Below are 25,601 nucleotides of genomic sequence, written 5' to 3'. Positions count from 1 at the left end.
CGAAGTCGAGACGCGACCGTCGAGAAGCCTTCTCGACAGACGGTTCTCGACAAGCTCGAACCTGCTCGAAGCGAACGGAGAAAGATCATTCGGCCGCGACGGCCTCGAGATGCGCGTTCGGCGCGGCCTCCATCGGCACGACGCCCAGCTTGGCGAACAGCGCCGCGTCGGCATTGTCGCCGGCATTGGGCGTGGTCAGCAGCCGGTCTCCGGTGAAGATGCTGTTGGCGCCCGCCATGAAGCACAGCGCCTGGCACGCCTCGCTCATGCTTTCGCGGCCGGCCGACAGGCGCACCATCGAGTGCGGCATCAGGATGCGCGCGACGGCAACGGTGCGGACGAACTCGATCTCGTCGATCCTGGCCATCGGCGTGTCGGCCAGCATGTCGCCCAGCGGCGTGCCCTTCACCGGCACCAGCGCGTTGATCGGCACGCTTTCGGGATGCGGCATGGTGGCGAGCGCGTGGAGGAAGCCGATCCGGTCGCTCCGCGTCTCGCCCATGCCGACGATCCCGCCGCTGCACACGTTGATGCCCGCCGCGCGGACCGTCTCCAGCGTGTCGATGCGATCCTCGAAGGTCCGCGTCGAGATGACGTTGGCGTAGTTCTCGGGGCTCGTGTCGATATTGTGATTGTAGTAATCCAGCCCGGCCTCGGCGAGCTGGGCCGCCTGCTTCTTGCTGAGCATCCCCAGCGTCATGCAGGTTTCCATGCCCATCTGGCGCACGCCCTTCACCATCTCGATGATGGCGGGCATGTCCTTGTCCTTCGGGCTGCGCCAGGCGGCGCCCATGCAGAAGCGGCCGGAGCCGTTGTCCTTGGCCTGCGCAGCGGACTGGAGCACCGCCCGCACGTCCATCAGCTTGCTGGCCTTCAACCCGGTATTGTTGGCGGCGGACTGGCTGCAATAGCCGCAATCCTCGGCGCAGCCGCCGGTCTTGATCGACAGCAATGTCGACAATTGCACTTCGTTGCGCGGGTGATTGGCGCGATGGATCGTCTGCGCGTCGAACAGCAGGTCGTTGAACGGCAGGTCGAACAGCGCGGCGATCTCGTCGCGGGTCCAGTCGGTACGGAGCTCCCCTCCCGCTTGCGGGAGGGGCTGGGGGTGGGATCGGGATACGCGCGTGGTACCGGACAGGCCCACCCCCGCCCCCTCCCGCAAGCGGGAGGGGAGATGATCGGTGGTCGCGTTCGTCATGCGGCTTCCTCCAGCGGGGGCATGTTGTGGCCGAGGAGGCGCAGCACGTCGGCGGCGCATTCCACGACATTGGAGCCCGGCCCATAAATGCCCTGCACGCCCGCGTCGCGCAGATAATCATAGTCCTGCGGCGGGATGACGCCGCCTGCGATCACCTTGATATCGGTGCGGCCGCGTTCGCGCAGCTTGCCGATCAGTTCGGGGATCAGCGTCTTGTGTCCGGCGGCGAGGCTCGACGCGCCGACGACATCGACGCCGGTTTCGAGCGCCAGCACCACGGTTTCCTCGGGCGTCTGGAACAGCGGACCGGAGACGACGTCGAAGCCCATGTCGCCAAAGGCGGAGGCGATGACGTTGGCGCCGCGATCATGGCCGTCCTGCCCCATCTTGGCGACGAGCAGTTTCGGCTTGCGCCCCATGCGCCGTTCCACCGCCTTGACGCCGTCGAGCACCTGCTGCCAGCGGCTGTCGCCTTCATAGGGCGCCGCATAGACGCCCTTCACCGGCGTCGGCTGCGTGCCGTAGCGGTTGAAGCTTTCCTCCATCGCGGCGGAAATCTCGCCCAGCGTCGCCCGCGCGCGCGCCGCGTCCACCGCGAGCGCCAGCAGGTTGTTGTCGATGCTCGCGGGCTGGGCCGCGCCGTCGCGCAGCGCCTGCAGCGCGGCCTCGCACGCAGCGGCGTCGCGTTCGGCCTTCACCTTCGCGATGCGCGCGATCTGGCCCTGGCGGACCTTCTCGTTATCCACCTCCAGCGTTTCGAGCAGATCCTCGTTCGCCAGCCGGTATTTGTTGACGCCGACGATCACGTCCTCGCCGCGATCGACGCGCGCCTGGCGCGCGGCGGCGGCTTCCTCGATCATCGCCTTGGGCCAGCCGGCGGCCACCGCCTTTGCCATGCCGCCCTCGCGCTCGATCCGCTCGATGATCTCCCACGCCTTGTCGACCAGTTCCTGGGTCAGCGCCTCGATATAATAGGATCCGCCCAGGGGATCGACGACCTTGGTCATCCCCGTCTCCTCCTGGATCACGATCTGCGTGTTGCGCGCGATCCGGGCGGAAAAATCGGTGGGCAGCGCGATCGCCTCGTCGAGCGCGTTGGTGTGGAGCGACTGGGTGCCGCCCAGCATCGCCGCCATCGCCTCGATCGTGGTGCGCATCACATTGTTGTACGGATCCTGCTCGGTCAGCGAGACGCCCGAGGTCTGGCAGTGCGTGCGCAGCATCTTGCTGCGCTCGTCCTTCGCGCCGAGATTGGTCATCACCCGGTGCCACAGCACGCGCGCGGCACGCAGCTTGGCGATCTCCATGAAGAAGTTCATGCCGATCGCGAAGAAGAAGCTCAGCCGCCCGGCGAACTTGTCGATGTCCAGGCCCGATGCGACGCCATAACGGACATATTCCGCGCCGTCGGCGATGGTGAAGGCCAGTTCCTGAAGCTGTGTCGCCCCCGCTTCCTGCATGTGATAGCCGGAAATCGAGATGCTGTTGAACTTCGGCATGTTGCGCGACGTGTAGCCGAAGATGTCCGAGATGATCCGCATGCTCGGCTCGGGCGGGTAGATATAGGTGTTGCGGACCATGAACTCCTTGAGGATGTCGTTCTGGATGGTCCCGTCCAGATCGGCCTGGGCGACGCCCTGCTCCTCGCCCGCGACGATGAAGAAGGCGAGGATCGGGATGACCGCGCCGTTCATCGTCATGCTGACCGACATCTTGTCGAGCGGGATGCCGTCGAACAGGATCTTCATGTCGTCGATCGTGTCGATCGCCACGCCCGCCTTGCCGACATCGCCGGTCACGCGCGGATGATCGCTGTCATAGCCGCGATGGGTGGCGAGATCGAAGGCGACCGAAAGCCCCTTCTGCCCCGCCGCCAGGTTGCGGCGATAGAAGGCGTTGGATTCCTCGGCGGTCGAAAAGCCCGCATATTGCCGGATCGTCCAGGGCCGGCCGGCATACATGCTGGCGCGCACGCCACGCGTGAAGGGCGCGAAGCCGGGCAGGCCGGGATCGAGGTCCGCGACGTCGTCGGCCGTGTAGAGCGGCTTCACCACGATGCCCTCGGGCGTATGCCAGTCGAGGTCCTTGCCCTTGACCTCCTTTGCGGCCAGGGCCTGCCAGTCGGCGATGCTGGACGTATCGGTCATCTCATTTCCCCGTGAAGGACGGCGCGCGCTTTTCCAGGAAGGCGCGGATGCCCTCGGCCGCGTCGGCGCTGCCGCCAGCCTCGCGCTGGTTGGCGGCTTCCCCGGCCAGCGCCGCCGCATAATCGAGTTCCTGCCCGGCGGCGATCGCGCGGCGCGCCAACCCCAGCGCCAGGGTCGGCCCCTGCGCCAGCCGGCGCGCGAGCGCCGTCGCCTCGGCAATCAGCGTTTCATCGCTCACCGCCTTGTGGATCAGCCCCCAGTCGGCTGCCTTCTCGGCGGAGATACGTTCGCCCAGCAGCATCATCTCGGTGGCGCGCGCCTTGCCGATCAGGCGCGGCAGCGTCCAGCTCGCGCCGCCGTCCGGCACCAGCCCGATATTGACGAAGGCCTGGAGGAAATAGGCGGACTGGCCGGCGAACACGAAATCGCCCGCCAGCGCCAGCGAACAGCCGATGCCCGCCGCCGCGCCGTTGACGGCGGTGACGATCGGAATCGGCAATTGGGAAAGCAGCAGCATCGCCGGATTGTAGCTGCGCGTCAGCGCCTGATAAGCGCCCTCGCCGTCCGCGACCGACGCCCCCGCCTTCGCGGCGAGGTCGGCGCCCGAACAGAAGGCCCGGCCCTCGCCGGTGATCAGCACCGCGCGCGCGCCGGCCTCTGGCAGCGACTTCAGCGCGGCGGCGATCTCGTCGAACATCGCGGGCGGCGCGGCGTTGAGCCGTTCGGGCCGCGCCAGCGTGATCGTCGCGACCGCGTCGGCCACGTCCAGGCGGATCATCTCGTAAGCGCTCAATGCCCGTCTCCCTTCGGTGTTTCCATCAGCTCGACCAGCACGCCGCCCATGTCGCGGGGATGGACGAAGATCACCGGCGTGCCGTGCGCGCCGATCCGGGGCTCGCCCAGCACCTTGGCGCCCTTGGCTTCCATATCGGCCTTGGCGGCATGGATATCGGCCACCTCGAAACAGACATGATGCTGCCCGCCCGACGGGTTCTTGGCGAGGAAGGCGTGGATCGGGCTGTCCTCGCCATAGGGTTCGATCAGCTCGATCTGGCTGTTGGGCGTGTCGACGAAGCAGACGCGCACGCCCTGCGGCGGCAGGTCGAACGGTTCATGGATCTTCGTCGCGCCGAGCAGGTCGCGATAAAGCGCGATCGACTTCTCGATCGACGGCGTCGCGATGCCGACATGGTTCAGGCGTCCGATCGTCACTTCAGTGTCCTTCCAAGCAATCGCCCGGCCATCAGAGCGGGATATTGTCGTGCTTCTTCCAGGGGTTCTCGAGGCTCTTGTTGCGCAGCTTGCGCAGGCCCAGCGCGATGCGGCGGCGGGTGGCGTGCGGCGCGATCACCTCGTCGATGAAGCCCTTACTGGCCGCCACGAACGGATTGGCGAAGCGATCCTCATATTCGCGGGTGCGCGCCGCGATCTTCTCGGGATCCTTGATGTCCTGGCGGAAGATGATCTCCACCGCGCCCTTGGCGCCCATCACCGCGATCTCGGCGGTCGGCCAGGCATAGTTGAGGTCGCCGCGCAGATGCTTGGAGGCCATGACGTCGTACGCACCGCCATAGGCCTTGCGCGTGATGACGGTGATCTTGGGCACCGTCGCCTCGGCATAGGCGAACAGCAGCTTCGCGCCGTGCTTGATGATGCCGTTCAGTTCCTGCGCGGTGCCGGGCAGGAAGCCGGGCACGTCGACGAAGGTGACGATCGGGATCTCGAACGCGTCGCAGAAGCGGACGAAGCGGCCCGCCTTTTTAGACGAGTTGATGTCCAGGCAACCGGCCAGCACCATCGGCTGGTTGGCGACGATGCCGACGGTGCGGCCCTCGATCCGGCCGAAGCCGATGATGATGTTGGCGGCGTGCGCGGGCTGGAGTTCGAAGAAATCGCCTTCGTCGACGACCTTCCGGATCAGCTCGTGCATGTCATAGGGCTGGTTGGCGCTGGCCGGGATCAGCGTGTCCAGGCTTTCCTCGATCCGGTCGAACGGATCGGCGGTCGGCCGCTCGGGCACGTCCTCGCGGTTGGAGAGCGGCAGATAGTCGATCAGCGTGCGCGCCGCCCACAGGGCCTCGATATCGTTCTCGAACGCGACGTCGGCCACGCCGGACTTGGTGGTGTGGGTGACGGCGCCGCCCAGCTCCTCCTGCGTCACGACCTCGTTGGTGACGGTCTTCACCACGTCCGGCCCGGTCACGAACATGTAGGAACTGTCCTTCACCATGAAGATGAAGTCGGTCATCGCCGGCGAATAGACCGCGCCGCCCGCGCACGGCCCCATGATCACCGAAAGCTGCGGCACCACGCCCGACGCCAGCACGTTGCGCTGGAACACCTCGGCATAGCCGCCCAGCGACGCCACGCCCTCCTGGATGCGCGCGCCGCCCGAATCGTTGAGGCCGATGACGGGCGCGCCCACCTTCAGCGCCATGTCCATGATCTTGCAGATCTTCTGCGCGTGCCGTTCGGACAGCGAGCCGCCGAACACCGTGAAGTCCTGGCTGAAGACATAGACGAGGCGGCCGTTGATCGTGCCCGATCCGGTGACGACGCCGTCGCCGGGGATCACCTGGTCCTGCATGCCGAAATCGACGCAATTATGCTCGACATACATGTCGAGCTCCTCGAACGAGCCTTCGTCGAGCAGCACTTCCACGCGTTCGCGCGCGGTGAGCTTGCCCTTGGCGTGCTGCGCGTCGATGCGCTTCTGCCCGCCGCCCAGCCGCGCGGCCGCGCGCTTGTCTTCGAGCGTGTCGATGATCGTCTGCATTCCGTGCTTCCTGCGTAACCGAGCTTTCCCCTTTCCGCCTTTCATGCCGCATTGCAAATGCGAACTTGCGAAGTTGCGAACGGATGATTTGCAAAATTCGATACTCTCCACTAGCCGCCCATCCTGAGTAGGGATCGAGCGAAGCCGAGAGCCCGTATCGAAGGACGCACCGAGCCGATCCTTCGATACACCGTTTCGACAAGCTCAACGGCTACTCAGGATGAGCGGTCTGGAGCACCTATGAACACAAGGCGCAGATTCTTCGCCGGCGAACGGCTCCGCGCGCTGCGGCAGCGCGCGGGCCTGGGCCAGGGCGCGATGGCGGCGCGGCTCGGCATCTCGGTCAGCTATCTGAGCCAGCTTGAAAATGACGATCGTCCGCTGACATCGGCGGTGCTGGCGGCGCTGGGGCGGCATCACCCCCGCGAGCTGGACGAACTGGAGGATGATGACGACGCCCGCCGCTTCTCCGCCACGCGCGCCGCGCTCGACGATCCCCTGTTCGCGGAGGCGCCGCTGCCGCCCGACATGCTCGCCCGGCTCGTCGAGCAGCAGCCGCAGTTCGCGGAGCGTTTCGTGGCGCTCCACGCCGCCTATCGCGACAGCGAGGAGCGGCTGCAGATGATGGAGGAGGCGATGTCGAGCGGCGTCTCCGACGGCGGCCGCCTGCCCTGGGAGGAGATCCGCGACTGGTTTCACGAGGCGGGCAATTATGTCGACCTGCTCGATCGCCGCGCCGAAGGCCTCGCCGCCGCGATCGGGCCGGGCGAACCCGCGCTGATCGGCCGGCTGCGCACCGCGCACGGCGTCGGCATCGATACCGGCGGCGACGCGATCGACGCGCCGCTGCGCGCGCTGGACCGCGCCACGCGGCGGCTTTCCCTGTCGCCCGCGCTGCCGCCCGAAAGCCGGCGCTTCATGCTCGCGCACCAGCTCGTCGCGCTGGAGATGGAGGATGCGATCAGCGCGATCACCGAAAGCGCGTCGCTGCGCAGCGCCGAATCGCGGCGGCTGCTCTCGATCGGCCTCGCCAACTATGCCGCCGGCGCGCTGCTGATGCCCTATGAGGCGTTTCGCGGCGCGGCGCGCAGCCTGCGCCACGATATCGACCGGCTGTGCCGCCGCTTCTCGGTCAGCTTCGAACAGGCGTGCCACCGGCTGTCGACGCTCCAGCGCCCCGGCGCACGCGGCATCCCCTTCTTCTTCTGCCGCGTCGACATGGCGGGCAACATCACCAAGCGGCACTCGGCCACGCGCCTCCAGTTCGCGCGCTTCGGCGGCGCCTGTCCGCTCTGGATCGTGCATGAGGCGGTGGCGATTCCCGATCGCATCCTCGTCCAGCTCGCCGAAACGCCCGACGGGCTGCGCTATGTCCAGATGGCGAAGGGGCTGGTGAAGCCATCGGGCAGCTACGCGCGCAGCCCCCGCCGCTACGCGGTGGCGCTGGGCTGCGAGGTCGAACATGCGCGCGACTTCATCTATGCCGACGGCATCGACATCGCGGCGCCGGGCGCGGCGACGCCGATCGGCATCTCCTGCCGGCTGTGCCCGCGCACCGATTGCGACCAGCGCGCCTTCCCCCCGGCCGACCGCACCATCCGCATCGATCCCGATCGACGCGATATTGTGCCCTATCGCGTCGGTTGAAAGCGTGTTTGCGAGGTACGGTACCAGCCCGCTCCCCCGCCCAACCTCCCGATCCAGTATGATCCTGTCGGGTGGTTGGGCGGGGGAGCGGGCTGGTACCGCCGGAAAGCGCTCTTCCGCGCTTTCTCAAACAAGACTCCAGCTTCCCCTGCACGCCGATCTTTGGCACAGGGGCGCCGCGCGAAAGTGATCCGGAGGATTCCCGAAATGACCGAGCCGTCGACCTATCCCGTTCCCGCCGAATGGGCCGAAAAGGCGAGGGTCGACGCGAAGCGCTACGATCAGCTCTATGGCCTCGCGCTCGCCGATCCGGGCAGTTTCTGGCTCGATCAGGCGAAGCGGCTGGACTGGATCAAGCGCCCGGAGATCGCGGGCGACTGGTCGTTCAACGAGGCGGATTTCCGCATCCGCTGGTTCGCCGACGGCAAGCTGAACGTCTCCGCCAACTGCATCGACCGGCATCTGAAGACACGCGGAGACCAGGTCGCGATCCTGTGGGAGCCCGACAGCCCGGACGAGGCGCCGCGCAGCTACACCTACAGGCAGCTCCACGCCGAAGTCTGCCGCTTCGCCAATGTGCTGAAGGCGGCGGGCGCGCGCAAGGGCGACCGCATCACCATCTATATGCCGATGATCCCGGAAGCCGCCTTCGCGCTGCTGGCCTGCACGCGGATCGGCGCGATCCACTCGGTGGTGTTCGGCGGCTTCTCGCCCGAGGCGCTGGCCGGGCGGATCACCGATTGCGATTCAACCATCGTCGTCACCGCCGATCAGGGCCGGCGCGGCGGCAAGCATGTACCGCTGAAGGCCAATGTCGACGAAGCGGCGAAGCATGTCCGCTGCCTCGACAAGGTGGTGGTCGTGAAGGCGACGGGCGGCGACGTCGCGATGCAGGACGGCCGCGACATCTGGTATCACGAGGCTGCCGAAAGCGTCTCCGCCGACTGCCCCGTCGAGCCGATGGGCGCGGAGGATCCGCTGTTCATCCTCTACACCTCGGGCTCGACCGGCAAGCCCAAGGGCGTGCTCCATTCCACCGGCGGCTATCTGCTATGGGCCAGCCTGACGCACGAACTGGTCTTCGATTATCGCCCCGGCCAGATCTACTGGTGCGCGGCCGATATCGGCTGGGTCACCGGGCACAGCTATATCGTCTATGGCCCGCTCGCCAACGGCGCGACCACGCTGATGTATGAAGGCCTGCCCAACTGGCCGACGCCCAGCCGCATCTGGCAGGTGGTCGATCGCCACAAGGTGGAGATCCTCTACACCGCGCCGACGGCGCTGCGCGCGCTGATGAAGGAGGGCGACGATTTCGTCACGTCCACCAGCCGCGCCTCGCTGAAACTGCTCGGCACCGTCGGCGAGCCGATCAATCCCGAGGCGTGGCGCTGGTATCATTCGGTGGTGGGCGAGGAACGCTGCCCCATCGTCGACACCTGGTGGCAGACCGAGACGGGCGGCGCGATGATCACGCCGATGCCCGGCGCGACCGCGCTCAAGCCCGGTTCGGCGACCAAGCCGATGTTCGGGGTGGAGCCGCAGATCGTCGACGGCGAGGGCACGGTGCTCAACGGCGCGACCGAGGGCAATCTGGTGATCGCGCGGAGCTGGCCGGGCCAGATGCGCACGGTGTGGGGCGACCATGAGCGGTTCTTCCAGACCTATTTCACCACCTTCCCCGGCAAATACACCACCGGCGACGGCTGCCGCCGCGACGAGGACGGCTATTACTGGATCACCGGCCGCGTTGACGACGTCATCAACGTCTCCGGCCACCGCATGGGCACCGCCGAGGTCGAAAGCGCATTGGTGCTGCACGAAAAGGTGGCGGAAGCCGCTGTCGTCGGCATGCCGCACGACATCAAGGGCCAGGGCATCTACGCCTATGTGACGCTCAACGCCAATTGCGAGGCCAGCGAGGCGTTGCGCGCCGAACTGAGGCAATGGGTGCGCACCGAGATCGGCCCGATCGCCACCCCGGACGCCATCCAGTTCGCCCCCGGCCTGCCCAAGACCCGCTCCGGCAAGATCATGCGCCGCATCCTGCGCAAGATCGCCGAAGGCGACGTCTCCCCCCAGGCCCTTGGCGATACCAGCACGCTGGCGGATCCGGCGGTGGTCGAGGATCTGGTGGCCAATCGCGTCACGCGCTGAAGAGGCGGACTTAACGCGTTCTTAAACGCGATCGGGCACAAGCGCCCCACCAGGGGTGGGAACGCACATGGCATCGATCTATCCGGCCGAAGGCGTGCGGCGCGACGCGTTTCGCGAGGCGCTCGCCAATCCGGCGCTCGCGATCGCGAGCCCGCGCATCGACGCGCTCTGTTTCTGGGGCGCGCCCGCGATCGCGCTCGTCTTCTGCACCATCTGGGTGCTGCTCGCATCCTTCCTGCCCCGGCATGACGCCGAACAGGCGACCAAATTGCTGGTGCTGCTCGGCGGCATCCTGACCTATGCGCATCTGATCGCGGTGGTGCCGCGCGCCTATTTCAACAAGCAGGTGTTCGAGGATCACCGGCTGAAGCTGACCGTCGTGCCCGTGCTGCTGATCGCGGGCCTGTGGCTTTCGGATACGGTGCTGGTGATCGCGCTGGTGGTGAACGTCTTCTGGGACGTGCATCATTCGGCGCTGCAAACCTTCGGGCTCGGCCGCATTTACGACATGAAGGCGGGCAATGATCCGCGCCAGCTCCGCCGGGTCGATCTGATGCTCAACTGGGCGCTCTATGTTGGGCCGATCGCGTTCGGTGCGTCGCTGATGGCGCATATCGGCGCCTTCGGGAAGTTCGACCGGATCGGCTGGACGCTGCTGACCGAAGTGCCCGGCTTCGCGCAGGGCGTGGCGGGCTGGATCCGGCTGGGCGCGGTCGCCGCCTGGATCGCGGTGACGGGCGTTGCCGCCTGGGAATATCGCCGCGCGATCAACGCCGGCTATGCGATGCCCGCGCACAAGGCGGCGCTGCTCGTCATCACCGGCATCGTCTCGATCCTGGCCTGGGGCTTCGCGCCCCCCGTGCTCGCCTTCATCTCGATCAACATCTTCCACGCCGTCCAGTATTTCGCGCTGGTCTGGCTGAAGGAGGGCAAGCGCATGGAAGCGCTGGCCGCGTCGCGCCCGCGCATCGCCCGGCGGGCCATCCCGATCTTCCTGGGTTTCTGCGCGATGTTCGGCATCGGCTATACGCTCGCCGAGCCCTACAAGGCGCTGATCGTGCCCTTCGTCGCCTGCTCGCTGCTCCATTTCTGGTATGACGGCTTCGTCTGGTCGGTCCGCAAGAAACAGGTCTAGAGGACGTCAGACCTTCACCAGCCCCCGCGCGATCAGGCTGCGCGCGGTGTCCTCGATCGTGTCGGCCTCGTCGCGCGTCCGCCAGCCGAACACGGCCTGGGCATGGCTCGCATCGATGTCGCGGACATTGCCGAGTTCGGACACCACCTGTCGCACCATCGGATCGAAGCGCGCGACGATGCGCACCAGCCAGTCGGGCAGCTTGCGCGTCGGCACCTTGCGCGCCTCCGCGCCCAGCCGCGCCTTCAGCACATGCGCGATATCGTTCAGCTTCATGAAGCGCCCGGAGGCCGCGAACCGCTCTCCATCCAGCCCCGGCACGGTCAGCGCCATCGCGTGCAGATCGGCGAGGTCGCGCACATCGACGATGCCGAAACCGAAATCGGGCGTTCCGGGAAAGGCGCCTTCGAGCAGCTTCTTCACCAGTTCGAGCGAGGTGGAATAATCATTCCCCAACACCGGCCCCAGGATCGCGGTGGGATTGATCGAGCAGAATTCCATCCCGCCGCCCTCGGCCGCCATCCAGTCGCGCGCGGCGCGCTCGGCGATCGTCTTCGACTTGATATAGGGATAGACGCCCGGCGCATCGATGTTGGTCCAGTCGCGCTCGCTGAAGGTCCGGTTCCCCTTGCCATGGCCATAGGCGATGGCGGCGGCAGACGATGTCACGACCACGCGGGCCACACCCGCGTCGCGCGCCGCCCTCAGCACGCGCAAGCTGCCCTCGCGCGCCGGCACGATCAGATCATCCTCATGCCTGGGCGCGGTCGCGGGAAAGGGGGATGCGACATGGGCGGCCAGCGCACAGCCCGCCGCCGCGTCCGCCCAGCCATCGTCGCGCATCAGATCGGCGGCGAAGAAGCGCAGCCGGCTATCGTCGGTTGAAAGCGCGCGGCGCACATCGCCTTCACGTGCGAGATCGCGGATCGTCGCATGGACGGACCAGCCGTCCGCGATCAGCCGCCTGATCAGGAAGCCGGCAAGATAGCCGCTCCCGCCCGTCACCAGAACCGTGCCAGCCGCCATCGCGCCCTCCGTCCCCGATCGGCGGAGGATAGTTCACTAGGTTGCGATCAGCAACTTATTTCAGCAACACCAGTTCCTCGGCCATGCTGGGGTGGAGCGCCACGGTATCGTCAAACGCCTGTTTGGTCAGCCCCGCCTTCACCGCCACCGCCGCGGCCTGCAGGATCTCCGGCGCGTCGGGGCCGATCATGTGCAGGCCGACGACGCGGTCGCTCGCGGCATCGACGATCATCTTGTAGAGCGAGCGTTCGTTGCGGCCCGCCAGCACATTCTTCATCGGCCGGAAATCGGACTGGTAGACCTTGATAGAGCCGAGCTTGTTGCGCGCCTGCCCCTCGGTCATGCCCACGCCCGCCAGCGGCGGATGGCTGAACACGGCGCTGGGGATGCAGCCATAATCCACGCGGTGCGGTTTCTCGCCGAACACGGTGTCGGCAAAGGCCTGGCCCTCGCGGATCGCGACCGGAGTGAGTTGCACCCGATCGGTGACGTCGCCCACCGCATAGATGCTGTCGACACTGGTGCGATTGTCCTCGTCGACGATCACCGCGCCCTTCTCGTTCAGCGCGACGCCCGCGTCCTCCAGCCCGATGCCGTCGCTCTTGGGGCGGCGGCCGGTGGCGAAGAGCAGGCAATCGGCCTCGATCGGATCGCAGCCCTGCATGAAGATGCGCAGCGATCCGTCTTCCAGCTTCTCGATCTTCTCGAACGGCGCGTTGAAGCGGAATTCGATGCCCTTGATCATCGAGATCTGGAGCAGCCGGTCGCGGATCTGTTCGTCATAGCCGCGCAGGATCGCGTCGGAGCGGTTGACGATCGTCACCTTGCTGCCGAATTCGTTGAAGATGCCGGCGAACTCGTTGGCGATATAGCCGCCGCCCGCGATCACCACGCGCCTGGGCAGTTCGGGCAGGTTGAACACCTCGTTGGAGGTGATGCCATGTTCCGCGCCGGGCACGTCGGGGATCAGCGGCCAGGCGCCGGTCGCGATCAGGATCTTGCCGGCGGTCACCTTCCGGCCCGATACCAGTTCGATCTCGTGCGGCCCCTTCACCACCGCGCGCTCGCGGATCACCTCCACCTTATGGTTGCCCAGCGTCTCGGTATAGGCTTTCTCGAGCCGGTCGACATCGGCGAGCACATTGTCGCGCAGCACGCTCCAGTCGAAGCTGCAATCGGGCACGTTCCAGCCAAAGCGGCGCGCGTCCTTCAGGTCTTCCGCGAAATGCGCGCCATAGACGAGCAGCTTCTTGGGCACGCAGCCCCGGATCACGCAGGTGCCGCCCACGCGATATTCCTCCGCCACCGCGACCTTCGCACCATGCGCCGAGGCGACGCGCGAGGCGCGCACGCCCCCCGATCCCGCGCCGATCGTGAACAGGTCATAGTCGTAGCTGGGCATCGGGGCTTCCTTCCGGTGTCATCTCCGCGAAGGCGGGACGACGATGATGGGGGTTATCTAGGGATTGCCGCCTGATCGAACAAACGGCTTTTCCGCATCGTCGCGATCGAGCCGGTGATCCGCGATCAGCTTCCCGGCTGGATATAGGGGACACGCGCGAACAGTTCGCGTTCCCAGCGGCGCGGATCGTCCTCGGCGCGCGTGACGGCGTCGAAGATCATCGTCGTCCGGTGCGGCAGGCGATAGGCGGGCCATGCCGGCACGCCCCGCGCCACCGGCCGGCCCGTGCGCGCCAGCGCCGCGCACGCCGCCATCATCGCTCCGCTCACCCGCCGCGCCGCCGCGCCGGTTCCGGTGAGCGATCCGGCGGCGCCCAGCGTGCCGAACACCAGCGGAATGTCGTGCGCATGACCGGCGCCCCGCGCGGGATCGACCGGCGACGCGAAATCGAGCTGATAGACCCAGGTGGCGCGCGCGCCGGCGGCGGCGCGGGCATCGGCCTCGATCACCTGGCCCGGCCAGCTCCGCCCCGCCGTGGTCGCGCGATAGAAGATGTCCAGCGGCGTATCGGCCGGGAAATGCGCGCGATATTGGGCGATCACCCATTCGGGCAGGATGTCCATGCGCAGCTCGGGCGCCATGCGCGCCGCCAGATTGCTCCAGTCGAGCCCCTTCAGCTTTTCCGAATCGGGCGGGACGAAGGCGCGCGTCTCGTCGCGCGTATTGCCCAGGATCATCGGGATCGCGTTCGAACGGGGGTCGGCGTCAGGCCAGAACGGATGGCGGACCAGCCATTTCATGTCGAGTACCGGCCCGAAATAGACGCCGCCGCCCAGGATCGGATCCTCCGCGTCCAGCGCCTCCACCAGCCGTTCGGCCGGCATCGCCGCCAGCCGCGACAGGTCTCCCTCCGCCACGCGCAGCCGCGCGAGATAGGCCCGCGCGCGGGCCGTGGCGTTGAGCGGGCCGGATGCGGTCACCTGCTGGCCGCTCATCGTGGCGGCGGCATGGAACAGGCCGGCGGCGGCGGCCATGCCCATCAGCGTCGCGATCTTCGCGCCGCCGCCCGACTGGCCGAACACCATCACGCGCCGGGGATCGCCGCCGAACGCCGCGATATTGTCGCGAATCCAGCGAAGCGCGACGATCAGGTCGAGCTGGCCCAGATTGCCGCTGTCGGGAAAACGCGGATCCAGCCGCGCGAGATAGAGATAGCCGAAGGCGTTGAGCCGGTGGTTGACGGTGACGACCACCACGTCCTGCGCGGCGGCGAGCGCGGCGCCGTCGTTGAGCGGGGTGACGACGCTGCCCGTCGAATAGGCGCCGCCATGGAAATAGACCATCACGGGGCGGCGCGCGCGCGGTTCGGCGGCGGGCGTCCAGATATTGAGGAAGTGGCAATCCTCGGAAACCATGTCGTACCGGCCGCCGCGCTGCGGGCAGGACGCGGCGAAGGCGCGGGCAGCCACCGCCTCGCCCGGCGCGGCGGGCACCGCCACCGGCGCCTCGAAACGGCGCGCGCGGGCATAGCGGATGCCCAGGTAACGCTCGACGCCATTGGCCCGCTCGCCCTCGAAATCGCCCCAGGGTGCACTTGCCACCGGTGTCATCCGCGCATGAGCAACGTTGGGCAGCAGGGCGGCGGCGATGCCCGCCGCCATCAGTTCGCGTCGCGTCGTCATCGGCCCCTCTCCCCTCCGGTCATGTCCCGAGCCGTATCATGTATCGAGGCGCATCAGGTATCCAGGCCGGCACGCTGGATCAGCGCGCGTGTCGATGCGTCGAAGCGCGCCGTGCCCTCGCTGCCGATCGATCGCGCGATCTCCTTGCCCAGCTCGACGCCGAACTGGTCGAAGGGGTTGATCCCGATCATCACCGCGTTGGCGAAGGTGCGGTGCTCGTAAAAGGCGATGAGCGCGCCCAGCGTCGTGGGATCGAGCCGATCGAGCAGGATCGTGCTCGACGGGCGATCGCCGGGATAGTCGCGCGCCGCATCATCGCTGGCGCGGCCCGCCATCAGCGCCGCCCCTTGCGCGAAACAGTTGATCAGCAACTGGCGGTGATGATCCTCCGCCAGCGCATCGCCCGGCTCGATCGCGGCGACGAACTCGACGGGCACCAGATGCGTGCCCTGGTGGAGAAGCTGGAACACCGCATGCTGCGCATCGGTGCCCACCCCGCCCCAGGTGATCGGCGCGCTCGCCCGTTCGAGCGGCCGTCCGTCCGCCGTGGCGCGCTTGCCGTTCGATTCCATCTCGAGCTGCTGGAGATAGCTGGGCAGCAGGCGCAGCCGCTCGTCATAGGCGAACACCGCGCGCGTCTCGCAGCCGCGCACCTGCGCATAATAGAGATCGGCGAAGGCGGCGAGCACCGGCGCGTTGGCCGACCAGGGCGCGAGCCGGAAATGGCGGTCCATCGCCGCCGCCCCCTCCAGCAATTCCTCGAACGCGTTCCAGCCCAGCGCGAGCGCGGCGGGAAAGCCGATCGACGACCAGAGCGAATAGCGCCCGCCGACACTTTCGGAAAAGGGCAGCACACGCGTCTCGTCGACACCCCAGGCCACCGCCTTGTCGGGCGCGGCGGTGAGCGCGACGATCCGGCCGAAGGGATCCTCCACCCCGGCTTCGGCCATCCATTCGATGGCGCTTTCGGCGTTGAGCATCGTCTCGGTGGTGGTGAAGGTCTTGGATGCGATCGCGAGCAGGGTGGCCGACGGATCGAAGCGCGCGAACGCCTCCTCCAGCGCCGCGCCGTCGACATTGGAGACGATCGCGACGTCGTAGCGGTTCGAATCGCGGCCGAGCGCGTCAACGATCAGATCGGGCCCGAGCGCCGAACCGCCGATGCCGATATGCAGGATATGGCGGATCGGGCCGAAGGCCTCGGCCTCGATCGCGTCGATCAGCGCGCGCATCCGGGCATGGAGCGCACGCGCGCGCATCACGCTTTCGGGCGCGCCCTCTCCGCGTTCGGCGCAATGTTCGGCCGCGCGCCCCTCGGTGACGTTGACGGGCTTTCCGGCGAACATCGCGTCGCGGGCGCGGGCCAGCCCGGCGGCATCGGCCAGCGCCGCGAAATCGTCGATCAGCCCGGCGGTCAGATGCGTCTTCGACCAGTCGAAGCGGATGCCCGCCTCGTCGAGCGCGAGGCGCGAGAGCCGGTCGGGCTCGGCGGTGAAGATCTCGGCGAGCGTGGGCCGTCCCGCGCCGTCGATCGCCGCCCAGTTCGCTGCCCCATTCGCTGCGGCTTCACCCATCTTCGATTCTCCTTGCTGCGGCGCGACAATAGATTTTGTGCCCGCCGGTGGAAACGTCCATTGATCGTATCGCGACCATTGATCGCCGCGAACATGCGTGTATATGCACGAATCATGTTGCCCACCGTTTGCGCCTGTACGAAGCTGCGCCGCTCCGCGCGCGCGGTCACGGCCTTTTACGACGCCGCGCTCGAAGGATCGGGGCTGTCGACGCCGCAATTCTCGCTGCTGCGCCTGCTCGACCGCTCCGGCCCATGCTCGCTGACCGCCTTCGCCGAACGCACCGGGCATGACCGGACGACGATCAGCCGCACCGTCGGCGCGCTGCGCGAACAGGGGCTGGTGCGCGCGGCCGACGGCGGCGACCAGCGCGCGCGGATCGTGGAGATCGCGCCGGCGGGCAAGGACGCGATCGCGCGCTGCCTGCCCGCCTGGGAAGCGGCGGAACATCGTATCGACACGCTGCTGGGGGCGGATCGGAAGGCGCTGTTCGCGCTGCTCGACCGGATCGAGGAGATTCGCCCGTGAACACCCGTTCCCCCTGGACGGTGGTGATCTGCGCCGCCGCCGTCGTCACGCTGGCGATGGGCGTGCGCCAGTCCTTTGGCCTGTTCCTGCCGCAGATGGGGCCGGCGCTCGATATCGGCCGGTCCGATTTCGGGCTGGCGCTGGCAATCCAGAACCTGATGCTCGGCCTTGCCCAGCCCTTTGTCGGCGCGATCGCCGACAAGCATGGCGCAGGCCGCGTCACGCTGGCGGGCGCGCTGCTCTATGTCGCCGGGCTCGTCGGTGCGGCATACGCCACCGACGCGATGGGCATCCACCTGACCTTGGGCTTCATGGTCGGCCTCGCCATGACCGGCGTCACCTTCACCGTGATGCTCGGCGCGGTCGGCCGCGTCGTCCCGCCCGAACGGCGGACGATGGCGTTCGGCATCGTCACGGCGGGCGGATCGGTGGGCCAGTTCCTGGTCGTGCCCGGCGCGCAGCTCCTGCTCGGCCAGCTCGGCTATCACATGGCGTTCATCGCGCTGGCGGGGCTGATCGGGCTGGCCGCCGTGCTCGCGATCGGCGTGGCGGGCAAGCCGCGCGCGCTGGACAGCGACGGCCCCGCGCAAAGCGTGGGCGAGGCGCTGCGCGAGGCGTCGGGCGTGCGCAGCTTCTGGCTGCTCAATGCCGGCTTCTTCGTCTGCGGTTTCCACATCGCCTTCATCGCCACGCATTTCCCCGCCTATCTGGCGGACAAGCAGATCCCGCCCGCGATCGCCGCGACCGCGCTGGCGCTGGTCGGGCTGTTCAACATCTTTGGATCCTATGCCTTCGGCCTGTCGGGTGATCGCTATCCCAAACATTATCTGCTCGCCGGCCTTTATGCCGCGCGCGGGCTGGTGTTCGTGCTGTTCCTGGCGCTGCCGCTCACCAATGTGACGGCGCTCGCCTTCGCTGCCGCGATGGGCTTCCTGTGGCTGGGCACGGTGCCGCTCACCAACGGGCTGGTCAGCCAGATCTTCGGCGTGCGGCATCTTTCCATGCTCGGCGGCATCGTCTTCCTGTCGCATCAGGTCGGCAGCTTCTTCGGCGCCTGGGCGGCGGGCAATATGTTCGATCGCATGGGATCGTACGACGCCGCCTGGATCGCCTCGGTCGCGCTCGCCGCGATGGCCGCGATCGTCCATCTGCCGATCCGCGACGCGCCGCTGGTGCGCCGCCCGCTTGCCGCATGACGCGGCGGGGCGCGCTCGTCGCCGCCGCGATCGCGGCGCCGCTGATCGCCACGGGCTGGCTGTTGTGGCGCAGCCAGGGCGTGATGATCTGGCTGCAGGGCGCGATCCTCTATTGCCTGTGATACCGGGTCTCGACGAGCCTGACTCGCCGAGACCCGGTATCAGCCCGCGCGGCGCTTGAGCGAACCGATCGAGGATGCGCCAGCATCTTCGAGATCGCGTATAACCATGCACCGCGTCGCTTGACGCCTCGGCGGGCGCGCCGCAAAGCACGAACATGAGCGACCAGACCACCAAGACCGGACCTCGCAAGAAGAAGCGGTCGGAAACCGCCGACTTCATGATCTTCCTGCTGAAGCTGGGAATCTTCGTCTTCGTGTTCCGCAGCTTCTTCGCGGCGCCGTTCAACATCCCGTCCGAATCGATGATGCCGCGGCTGCTGGTCGGCGATTATCTGCTCGTCTCCAAATGGAGCTATGGCTATTCGCGCTACTCGCTGCCGTTCAGCGTGCCGCTGATCCCCGGCCGCATCCTGGCGAGCACGCCCGAGCGCGGCGACGTGGTGGTGTTCAAGGCGCCGCCCTATCAGCGCCAGGATTATATCAAGCGCGTGATCGGCCTGCCGGGAGACAGGATCCAGGTGCGCGAGGGTCAGGTGTTCCTGAACGATGTCGCGATCCCGCGCGAGCGCATCGCGGACTTCGTGCTGCCCGAAAAACCGTACAATAAATGCCTGACCGACGCGTCGATGGAAACGGCGCCGGGCGGCCGCCAGTGCCGCTACACGCGCTATCGCGAGACGCTGCCGAACGGGAAAAGCTATGAGGTGCTCGACACGGCACAGGACACGCCCGGCGACGACACCGAGGTTTTCACCGTCCCCAAGGGCATGTTGTTCCTGATGGGCGACAATCGCGATCATAGCGCGGACAGCCGCTTCGCCGCCAAGGACGGAGAGGCGATCGGCATGGTGCCGGAGGCCAATCTGGTCGGCCGCGCCTGGATCAGCGTCTTTTCCACCGACGGTTCGGCATCGTGGCTGCTGCCCTGGACCTGGTTCACCGCCGCGCGCTGGGAACGGATCGGGGAACGGTTCTGAGCGCGCCCGATCTTTCCGACTGGGTCGAAGCCACGCTGGGCCACCGCCCGGTCGATCCCGCGCTGTTCGCGCGCGCGGTAACGCATGGCAGCCAGAGCACGACCAATTACGAACGGCTGGAATTCCTGGGCGATCGCGTGCTCGGCCTCGTCATGGCCGACTGGCTGTTCGAACGCTTCCCCGACGAACCCGAAGGCAAGCTCTCCCCCCGTTTCAACGCGCTGGTGGCAGGCGAGACCTGCGCGGAGGTGGCGCGGCGGATCGGGCTGGTGCCGCATATGCGGCTGGGCAAGCAGGCGCGCGACGACGGCGCCGCGCAAAGCGACAATATCCTGGGCGACATGGCGGAGGCCCTGATCGGCGCGCTGTGGCTGGAAGCGGGGCTGGGCGCGACGCGCGCCTTCATCCGCCGCGCCTGGGCCGATCTGATCGACACGCAGACAAGCGCGCCGCGCCATCCCAAGTCCGCGCTGCAGGAATGGGCGGCCGCGCATAACCGTCGCCCACCCACCTATACCGTCACCGATCGGTCCGGCCCGCATCACGCGCCCGTGTTCACCGTCACCGTCTCGATCGGCAAGCTGGCGGAGGCGAGCGCGACCGGCACGTCGAAGCAGGAGGCGGAGACCGCCGCCGCGAAAACGCTGCTGGCGAAGCTGAAATCAGGCGACTGACGCGGCACCGGGCCGATTGATCGTCAGCGCTTCCTTGCCTCGCGCGCGGTTTCGCGCGAAGGCGGGTTCCGTGAACGACATCAATCAACAACGTTGCGGCCTCGTCGCCGTGGTCGGCGCCCCCAATGCGGGCAAGTCGACATTGGTCAACGCGCTCGTCGGGCAGAAGGTGGCGATCGTCAGCCCGAAGGCGCAGACGACGCGCACCCGGCTGATGGGCGTCGCCATCGACGGCGCCAACCAGATCATGCTGGTGGATACGCCCGGCATCTTCGAACCGCGCCGCCGGCTGGACCGCGCGATGGTCGCCGCCGCCTGGGGCGGCGCGCAGGACGCGGACCTGATCGCGCTGGTCGTCGATTCGAAGGCCGGGCTCGGCCCCAAGGTGACGAGCATCGTCGAGGTGCTAAAGGGCCGGTCAGAGCGCAAGATCCTGATCCTCAACAAGGTCGATATCGCGGACAAGGCGCGGCTGCTCGTCCATGCCGAGCGGCTGAACGCGCAGCTCGGTTTCGACGAGATCTTCATGATCAGCGCGACGACGGGCGACGGCCTGTCCGACCTCAAATCCGCGCTGGGCGCGGCGATGCCCGAGGGGCCGTGGCATTTCCCCGAGGATCAGGTGTCCGACGCGACCGACCGGATGCTCGCGGCCGAGGTGACGCGCGAGCAGCTCTACCTCCAGCTCCATGCGGAGCTGCCCTATGCCTGTGTCGTCGAAACCGAGAAATACGAGGAACGCAAGGACGGATCGGTCGAGATCCACCAGCAGATCCTGGTCGGCCGTACCAGCCAGCGCGCGATCATCCTCGGCAAGGGCGGCCAGCGGCTGAAGGAGATCGGCAGCCGCGCCCGCGCCGAACTGTCGACGCTGCTGGGCGTGCGCGTCCATCTGTATCTGCACGTCAAGGTGAAGCCCGATTGGGAAGAGGATCGCGGCGTCTACCGCGATATCGGGCTGGACTGGGTCGACTGACGCGCCAGCCGTTCAGGCTTCCCGGCGCGCGGGATCATGGTTCGGCGGGATTTCAGCCGGTCAGAATTTCAGGACGATCGTTCCGATCAACGCGACCCAGGCAATGGCCGCGAAGGTGCCGATCAGAATACAGTCGCCTTGCCGGCGCAACAATGAGCGCATCTATCCTCGTCCCCAGACTATTTTGGAGGATAGTTTCCCCATTCGTACGGAAATGCAAGCCCCATGAATCATGCAGGCGGGTTCGCCGCCATGACGTCAACCCGCGCGGCGCGCCCGATCCTGCTCAGCGCGCGGCGAAAAGCTCGTCCACCCATCGCGGCACCAGCAGGCTCGCCGGCCCCTGGCGCGTCTCCTCGAACAGGAAGCTGCCGGCGGAGGGATCGAGGTTGAGCTCGAGGGTGCGGGCGCCATGGTGGCGCGCGGTCTGGACGAAGCCGGCGGCGGGATAGACGGCGCCGGAGGTCCCGATCGAGACGAACAGGTCCGCCACCGACAGCGCCCGTTCGATCCGCTCCATCTCGTACGGCATCTCGCCGAAAAAGACGATGTCGGGGCGCAGCGCCGGCGTGCCGCAGCCGCCGCAGCGCCGCCCCTGCCCCATCGGCCCGTCCCAGGGCTCGGCACGGCCGCAGGCCGTGCACAGCGCCGATCGCAGCTCGCCATGCATGTGCAGCAGCCGCCTCGCGCCCGCGCGTTCGTGCAGGTCGTCGACATTCTGGGTGACGATCAGCAGTTCGCCCGGCCATTCGGCGTCAAGCCGCGCCAGCGCGTCATGCGCGGGATTGGGCGAAACCGTCGCGAGCGCGGCGCGGCGCGCATCGTAGAAACGGTGCACCGTGTCGGGATCGCGCGCCAGCGCCTGGGGCGTGCAGACATCCTCCACCCGATGCCCTTCCCACAGCCCGTCCGGCCCGCGAAAGGTGGCGAGCCCACTTTCGGCGGAAATCCCCGCGCCGGTGAGGATGACGATGTTGCGGATGTCGGACATGGCGCCGGGAATAGACGATCGGTCGACCACCGCAAAGCGGGCGCCATCGCCGCGCACGCCGCAAGGGTCGTGCGGATGATTTTCGATCTTTGAAAATATCGCCACGAAAGGCCCGGATTTACTGGATTTTCTCGCATCCGGACTTTTCATCGGCGGTTGGGACGTGATCATCCCCGATCATGCCGATCAGGCCCGCCCCATTGCGCCGCGAACGCCGCGCAAACACCGAAATCCTTGGCTTTTGGCGGTTTTTCGGCATTGCACAATAAAGCGCGTTTAGCACTTGACGCCCATTCTTCAAATTGAGAAAAAGTTTTCAGAATCGAAAATGCGCCGGTTTCACAACAGGGGTGAACGGCCGGAGGAGGCTTGATCGGCGTAAAATCGAAAAAAGGGGGATAATGAAGATGACTAAGATTGTTTCGGCCGACAGGCGCCGCGCCGCTGGCGCGATGATGGCGGGCACGGCCCTCGCCGGGGATTTCGGGGTGCAGCGGCTTTCGCGCTCGCTCATGATGCTCGCGGCGGGCGCCGCGCTGGGCATCGCAGGCCAGGCCCATGCACAGCAGCCACAGGCGGCCGAGGTCGAAACCGGTGAGGACATCATCGTCACCGGCTCGCAGATCGCCCGTACCGGCTTCGATACGCCAACCCCCGTCACCGTCGTCAGCACCGCCGACTTCGAACGCGTCGGCGCCCCCAACATCGCCGATGCGCTGAACCAGCTTCCCGCGCTGAAGGCCAGCGTCACCCCCGAAGCGACGACGAACCTGTCGAAGCTGTCGGGCGGCAACTATCTCGATCTTCGCGGCCTCACCTATCTGCGCACGCTGACGCTGGTCGACGGCAAGCGCCCGACGCCGTCGTCGCCCGAAGGCGTCGTCAACATCAACAACGTCCCGCAATCGGTGATCAGCGGCGCCGAAGTCGTGACCGGCGGCGCATCGGCCGCCTATGGTTCGGACGCGGTCGCGGGCGTCGTCAACTTCAAGATCGACCACAAGCTGCAGGGCGTGCGCGCGAGCGGCCAGTACGGCCTCAGCGACTATGGCGACAACAAGAGCTATCTCGGCAGCTTCGCGGCGGGCACCAGCTTCGCCGACGGGCGCGGCCACATCATCGTCGGCGGCGAAATCGCGGGCAGCAAGGGCATTCCCGATTATGCCGGCCGCGAATGGGGCGACTATGCGGTCATCACCAACCCCGCCAGCACCACGACCAACGGCGAGCCGAGCTTCGTGCTCGTCAACCAGCCGCGCAGCTCGATCGCGTCCTATGGCGGCCTGATCAACAGCGCCACCGGCAACGGCACCGCGCTGCTGCGCGGCACGCAGTTCCTGCGCGGCGGCCAGACCTCCGCGTTCAACTATGGCACGGTGCAGAGCGCCAACTCGCACTCGGGCGGCGACGGCGTCTGCGGCATCTGCGACGCGGTGTTGAAACAGCCCTATGAACGCTGGTCCGCCATCGCATCGGGCGAGTTCGAATTCTCGGACGCGGCGACGCTCTACGCCACCGGCAGCTATGCGCGTTCGGACATCAAGAACGCACCCTCGATCACCGGCAACGACCAGATCACGATCCAGCGCGACAACGTCTATATCCCGACGTCGGTGCGCAACATCCTGAACGCCAACCCGACGATCACCAACTTCGTGATGGGCCGCGCCCTTCAGGACTATGCGCGCGGCTATATCAACAAGAAGGCGACGAACTGGCAGGGCATCATCGGCCTGCGCGGCAATATCGGCGGCGGATGGAGCTATGATGCGTCCTATGCGTACGGCAAGGGTCGCGACTATACCGATTTCGCCGGCGCCCGCATCACCGCCAACTGGCAGCGCGCCGTCGACGCGATCGACGATCCGCGCACGCCGGGCGTGGTCGATCCGATCTGCCGCTCGACCTTGACCGACCCGTCCAATGGCTGCGTTCCGCTCAACCTGTTCGGCGAGATCCTGCCCGGCGAGCAGACCGCCGCGCTCGATTACATCACGGGCAACTCGATCCGCGACTGGCACATGAAGCAGCAGACCGCGGACTTCATCATCCGCGGCACGCCCTTCGAGCTTCCCGCCGGTCCGTTCGCCATCGCGGCGGGCGTGCACTGGCGCAAGTTCGACGTGGACGTGAAGGCGGATCCGCTTTCGGCGAGCCGCCCGGGCGGCGCCACCGTGTTCCGCGTCGGCAACACCATTCCCTTCTCGGGCACCGAGGAAGTGAAGGAAGCCTTCGGCGAAGTGCTGATCCCGATCTTCCGCGATCAGCCCTGGGCGAAGAATTTCGACCTGAACCTCGCCGGCCGTATCACTGACTATCGCACGTCGGGCCAGGTGGAGACCTGGAAGATCGGCGCCAACTACACCGTCAACGACGTCGTCCGCCTGCGCGCCACGCGTTCGCGCGACATCCGCGCGCCTAACATCCAGGAACTGTTCGCTCAGGGCCAGACGCTGATCTACACGATCACCGACTCGGCGCGCGGCGAGAACTATTCGGTGTCCGGCACCTCGTCGGGCAACCCGTTCCTGAAGCCGGAGATCGCGAACACCTTCACCGGCGGCCTGGTGCTGTCGCCGGCGCGCAACCTCCAGATCTCGATCGACTATTACAATATCAGCATCGAGGGCGCGGTCGCGGCGCTCAGCGCGCAGCAGATCATCACGCGCTGCAACGATCAGGCGGATGTCGGCGCCTGTCTGCTCATCACGCGTGACGCCGGCGGCGGCCGCATCTCCGGCGTGAAGCTGGCCCCGGTCAACTTCCAGTCGATCAAGACCGAGGGCATGGATATCGAGGCGCGTTACCGGACCAGCTTCTGGGACGGCAATCTCGACTTCCGCGTGCTGGCCAACTACGTCAACAAGCTGACGCTGATCGGCGACGGCGGCGTGAAGACCGAAATGGCGGGCGCGCTGTCGCAGGTGTTCATCGACGGCATCAACGGATCGCCGCATGTGCGCGTCACCGCCAATGCCGGCTACAGCACCGATCAGTTCAACGTGAACCTGACCGGCCGCTATGTCGGCGGCGGCATCGTCACCCGCGACAAGCCGGTGGCGACCAAGCCCTATCCCGCGCAGATCACCGACAAGCTCTATGTCAACGGCCGGCTCTATCTCGACCTTTCGGGCGAAGTGACGCTGTTCCGTCCGGCGGGCAGCGACAGCAAGATCGCGCTGTTCGGTACGATCCTGAACCTGCTCAACACCGATCCGCCGATCACCGGTTACGACTGGGCGACGGCGCGTCACGTCTATGACGTGATCGGCCGGCAGTTCATCGGCGGCGTCCGCGTGTCGTTCTAAGCCCGCGCGGCGTCTGAGCGTTCCAGGGTGCGGATGCGTCGGCATCCCCGCACCCTGGCAAGAAGTGACTGGCGTCCGCCGT

Annotated in this window: 20 protein-coding genes; 10 read left to right on the top strand and 10 right to left on the bottom strand. The window is 67.1% G+C overall.

The genetic code is table 11. The annotated features are described in order from the left end of the window. Positions 1-85 precede the first annotated feature (85 nt). Genes bioB through ACODTA_RS22235 form a run of 5 tightly spaced genes read right to left on the bottom strand, consistent with a single transcriptional unit; the run spans position 86 to position 6,124 of the window. Positions 86-1,201 (bottom strand): biotin synthase BioB, encoded by a 1,116-nt coding sequence (bioB, locus tag ACODTA_RS22255; RefSeq protein ID WP_489068730.1) that lies wholly within the window; start codon positions 1,199-1,201, stop codon positions 86-88. Continuing rightward, positions 1,198-3,348, bottom strand: a complete 2,151-nt coding sequence (gene scpA, locus ACODTA_RS22250) for a methylmalonyl-CoA mutase (protein ID WP_489068728.1) — start codon at positions 3,346-3,348, stop codon at positions 1,198-1,200. Before scpA ends, bioB begins: the two co-directional genes overlap by 4 nt. Position 3,349: 1 nt before the next feature. Continuing rightward, on the bottom strand, positions 3,350-4,126 hold the full coding sequence (locus ACODTA_RS22245; RefSeq protein WP_489068772.1) for an enoyl-CoA hydratase-related protein: 777 nt from the start codon (positions 4,124-4,126) through the stop codon (positions 3,350-3,352). Positions 4,127-4,137: 11 nt separating this feature from the next. Further along, on the bottom strand, positions 4,138-4,560 hold the full coding sequence (mce, locus tag ACODTA_RS22240; protein WP_489068726.1) for a methylmalonyl-CoA epimerase: 423 nt from the start codon (positions 4,558-4,560) through the stop codon (positions 4,138-4,140). Between the two features lie 31 nt (positions 4,561-4,591). Further along, positions 4,592-6,124: an acyl-CoA carboxylase subunit beta gene (locus ACODTA_RS22235; protein ID WP_222989222.1), complete on the bottom strand. Its 1,533-nt coding sequence runs from the start codon at positions 6,122-6,124 to the stop codon at positions 4,592-4,594. A 240-nt stretch (positions 6,125-6,364) separates the two neighbouring features. Here ACODTA_RS22235 and ACODTA_RS22230 point away from each other — a divergent pair, with 240 nt between their 5' ends. The 3 genes from ACODTA_RS22230 to ACODTA_RS22220 all read left to right on the top strand — a co-directional run bounded on the left by ACODTA_RS22230 (position 6,365) and on the right by ACODTA_RS22220 (position 11,063). Continuing rightward, the gene (locus ACODTA_RS22230) at positions 6,365-7,771 is read left to right on the top strand and encodes a helix-turn-helix domain-containing protein (RefSeq protein WP_489068724.1); all 1,407 of its coding nucleotides are present in this window, start codon (positions 6,365-6,367) and stop codon (positions 7,769-7,771) included. A gap of 207 nt (positions 7,772-7,978) precedes the next feature. Beyond that, on the top strand, positions 7,979-9,928 hold the full coding sequence (acs, locus tag ACODTA_RS22225; protein WP_489068722.1) for an acetate--CoA ligase: 1,950 nt from the start codon (positions 7,979-7,981) through the stop codon (positions 9,926-9,928). Between the two features lie 67 nt (positions 9,929-9,995). Continuing rightward, on the top strand, positions 9,996-11,063 hold the full coding sequence (locus ACODTA_RS22220; RefSeq protein WP_489068721.1) for a hypothetical protein: 1,068 nt from the start codon (positions 9,996-9,998) through the stop codon (positions 11,061-11,063). Between the two features lie 6 nt (positions 11,064-11,069). Here ACODTA_RS22220 and ACODTA_RS22215 read toward each other — a convergent pair whose 3' ends face one another. The 4 genes from ACODTA_RS22215 to pgi form a co-directional block, all read right to left on the bottom strand. Then, positions 11,070-12,089 carry an NAD-dependent epimerase/dehydratase family protein gene (locus ACODTA_RS22215; RefSeq protein WP_489068719.1) on the bottom strand — a complete coding sequence of 340 codons (1,020 nt, stop codon included), beginning with the start codon at positions 12,087-12,089 and terminating at the stop codon, positions 11,070-11,072. A gap of 55 nt (positions 12,090-12,144) precedes the next feature. Beyond that, the gene (gorA, locus tag ACODTA_RS22210) at positions 12,145-13,491 is read right to left on the bottom strand and encodes a glutathione-disulfide reductase (protein ID WP_489068717.1); all 1,347 of its coding nucleotides are present in this window, start codon (positions 13,489-13,491) and stop codon (positions 12,145-12,147) included. A gap of 125 nt (positions 13,492-13,616) precedes the next feature. Beyond that, positions 13,617-15,173, bottom strand: a complete 1,557-nt coding sequence (locus ACODTA_RS22205) for a carboxylesterase/lipase family protein (RefSeq protein ID WP_489068715.1) — start codon at positions 15,171-15,173, stop codon at positions 13,617-13,619. A gap of 53 nt (positions 15,174-15,226) precedes the next feature. Further along, complete coding sequence (gene pgi / locus ACODTA_RS22200) at positions 15,227-16,747, bottom strand: glucose-6-phosphate isomerase (RefSeq protein ID WP_489068713.1); 1,521 nt, start codon at positions 16,745-16,747, stop codon at positions 15,227-15,229. A gap of 114 nt (positions 16,748-16,861) precedes the next feature. Here pgi and ACODTA_RS22195 point away from each other — a divergent pair, with 114 nt between their 5' ends. The 6 genes from ACODTA_RS22195 (at position 16,862) to era (ending at position 21,220) form a co-directional block, all read left to right on the top strand. Then, the gene (locus tag ACODTA_RS22195) at positions 16,862-17,275 is read left to right on the top strand and encodes a MarR family winged helix-turn-helix transcriptional regulator (RefSeq protein WP_489068711.1); all 414 of its coding nucleotides are present in this window, start codon (positions 16,862-16,864) and stop codon (positions 17,273-17,275) included. Then, positions 17,272-18,471: an MFS transporter gene (locus ACODTA_RS22190; RefSeq protein WP_489068709.1), complete on the top strand. Its 1,200-nt coding sequence runs from the start codon at positions 17,272-17,274 to the stop codon at positions 18,469-18,471. Before ACODTA_RS22195 ends, ACODTA_RS22190 begins: the two co-directional genes overlap by 4 nt. Further along, on the top strand, positions 18,468-18,593 hold the full coding sequence (locus ACODTA_RS22185; RefSeq protein WP_489068707.1) for a hypothetical protein: 126 nt from the start codon (positions 18,468-18,470) through the stop codon (positions 18,591-18,593). Before ACODTA_RS22190 ends, ACODTA_RS22185 begins: the two co-directional genes overlap by 4 nt. A 155-nt stretch (positions 18,594-18,748) precedes the next feature. Continuing rightward, the gene (gene lepB, locus ACODTA_RS22180; RefSeq protein ID WP_489068705.1) at positions 18,749-19,570 is read left to right on the top strand and encodes a signal peptidase I; all 822 of its coding nucleotides are present in this window, start codon (positions 18,749-18,751) and stop codon (positions 19,568-19,570) included. Continuing rightward, the gene (rnc, locus tag ACODTA_RS22175; RefSeq protein WP_489068770.1) at positions 19,567-20,244 is read left to right on the top strand and encodes a ribonuclease III; all 678 of its coding nucleotides are present in this window, start codon (positions 19,567-19,569) and stop codon (positions 20,242-20,244) included. Before lepB ends, rnc begins: the two co-directional genes overlap by 4 nt. A gap of 70 nt (positions 20,245-20,314) precedes the next feature. Continuing rightward, positions 20,315-21,220, top strand: coding sequence for a GTPase Era (gene era, locus ACODTA_RS22170; protein WP_489068703.1), 906 nt, complete (start codon positions 20,315-20,317; stop codon positions 21,218-21,220). 286 nt (positions 21,221-21,506) lie between these two features. On the opposite strand, the gene ACODTA_RS22165 is transcribed toward era, so the two are convergent. Beyond that, complete coding sequence (locus ACODTA_RS22165; RefSeq protein WP_489068701.1) at positions 21,507-22,211, bottom strand: NAD-dependent deacylase; 705 nt, start codon at positions 22,209-22,211, stop codon at positions 21,507-21,509. Between the two features lie 407 nt (positions 22,212-22,618). On the opposite strand from ACODTA_RS22165, the gene ACODTA_RS22160 reads away from it, so the two are divergent. After that, positions 22,619-25,519, top strand: coding sequence for a TonB-dependent receptor plug domain-containing protein (locus ACODTA_RS22160; protein ID WP_489068699.1), 2,901 nt, complete (start codon positions 22,619-22,621; stop codon positions 25,517-25,519). Positions 25,520-25,601: the final 82 nt, after the last annotated feature.

It is taken from the genome of Sphingomonas sp. FG14, from assembly GCF_057809675.1.
Note: the sequence above shows the minus strand (reverse complement) of the source record. Positions and strands in the feature narration are given on the sequence as shown.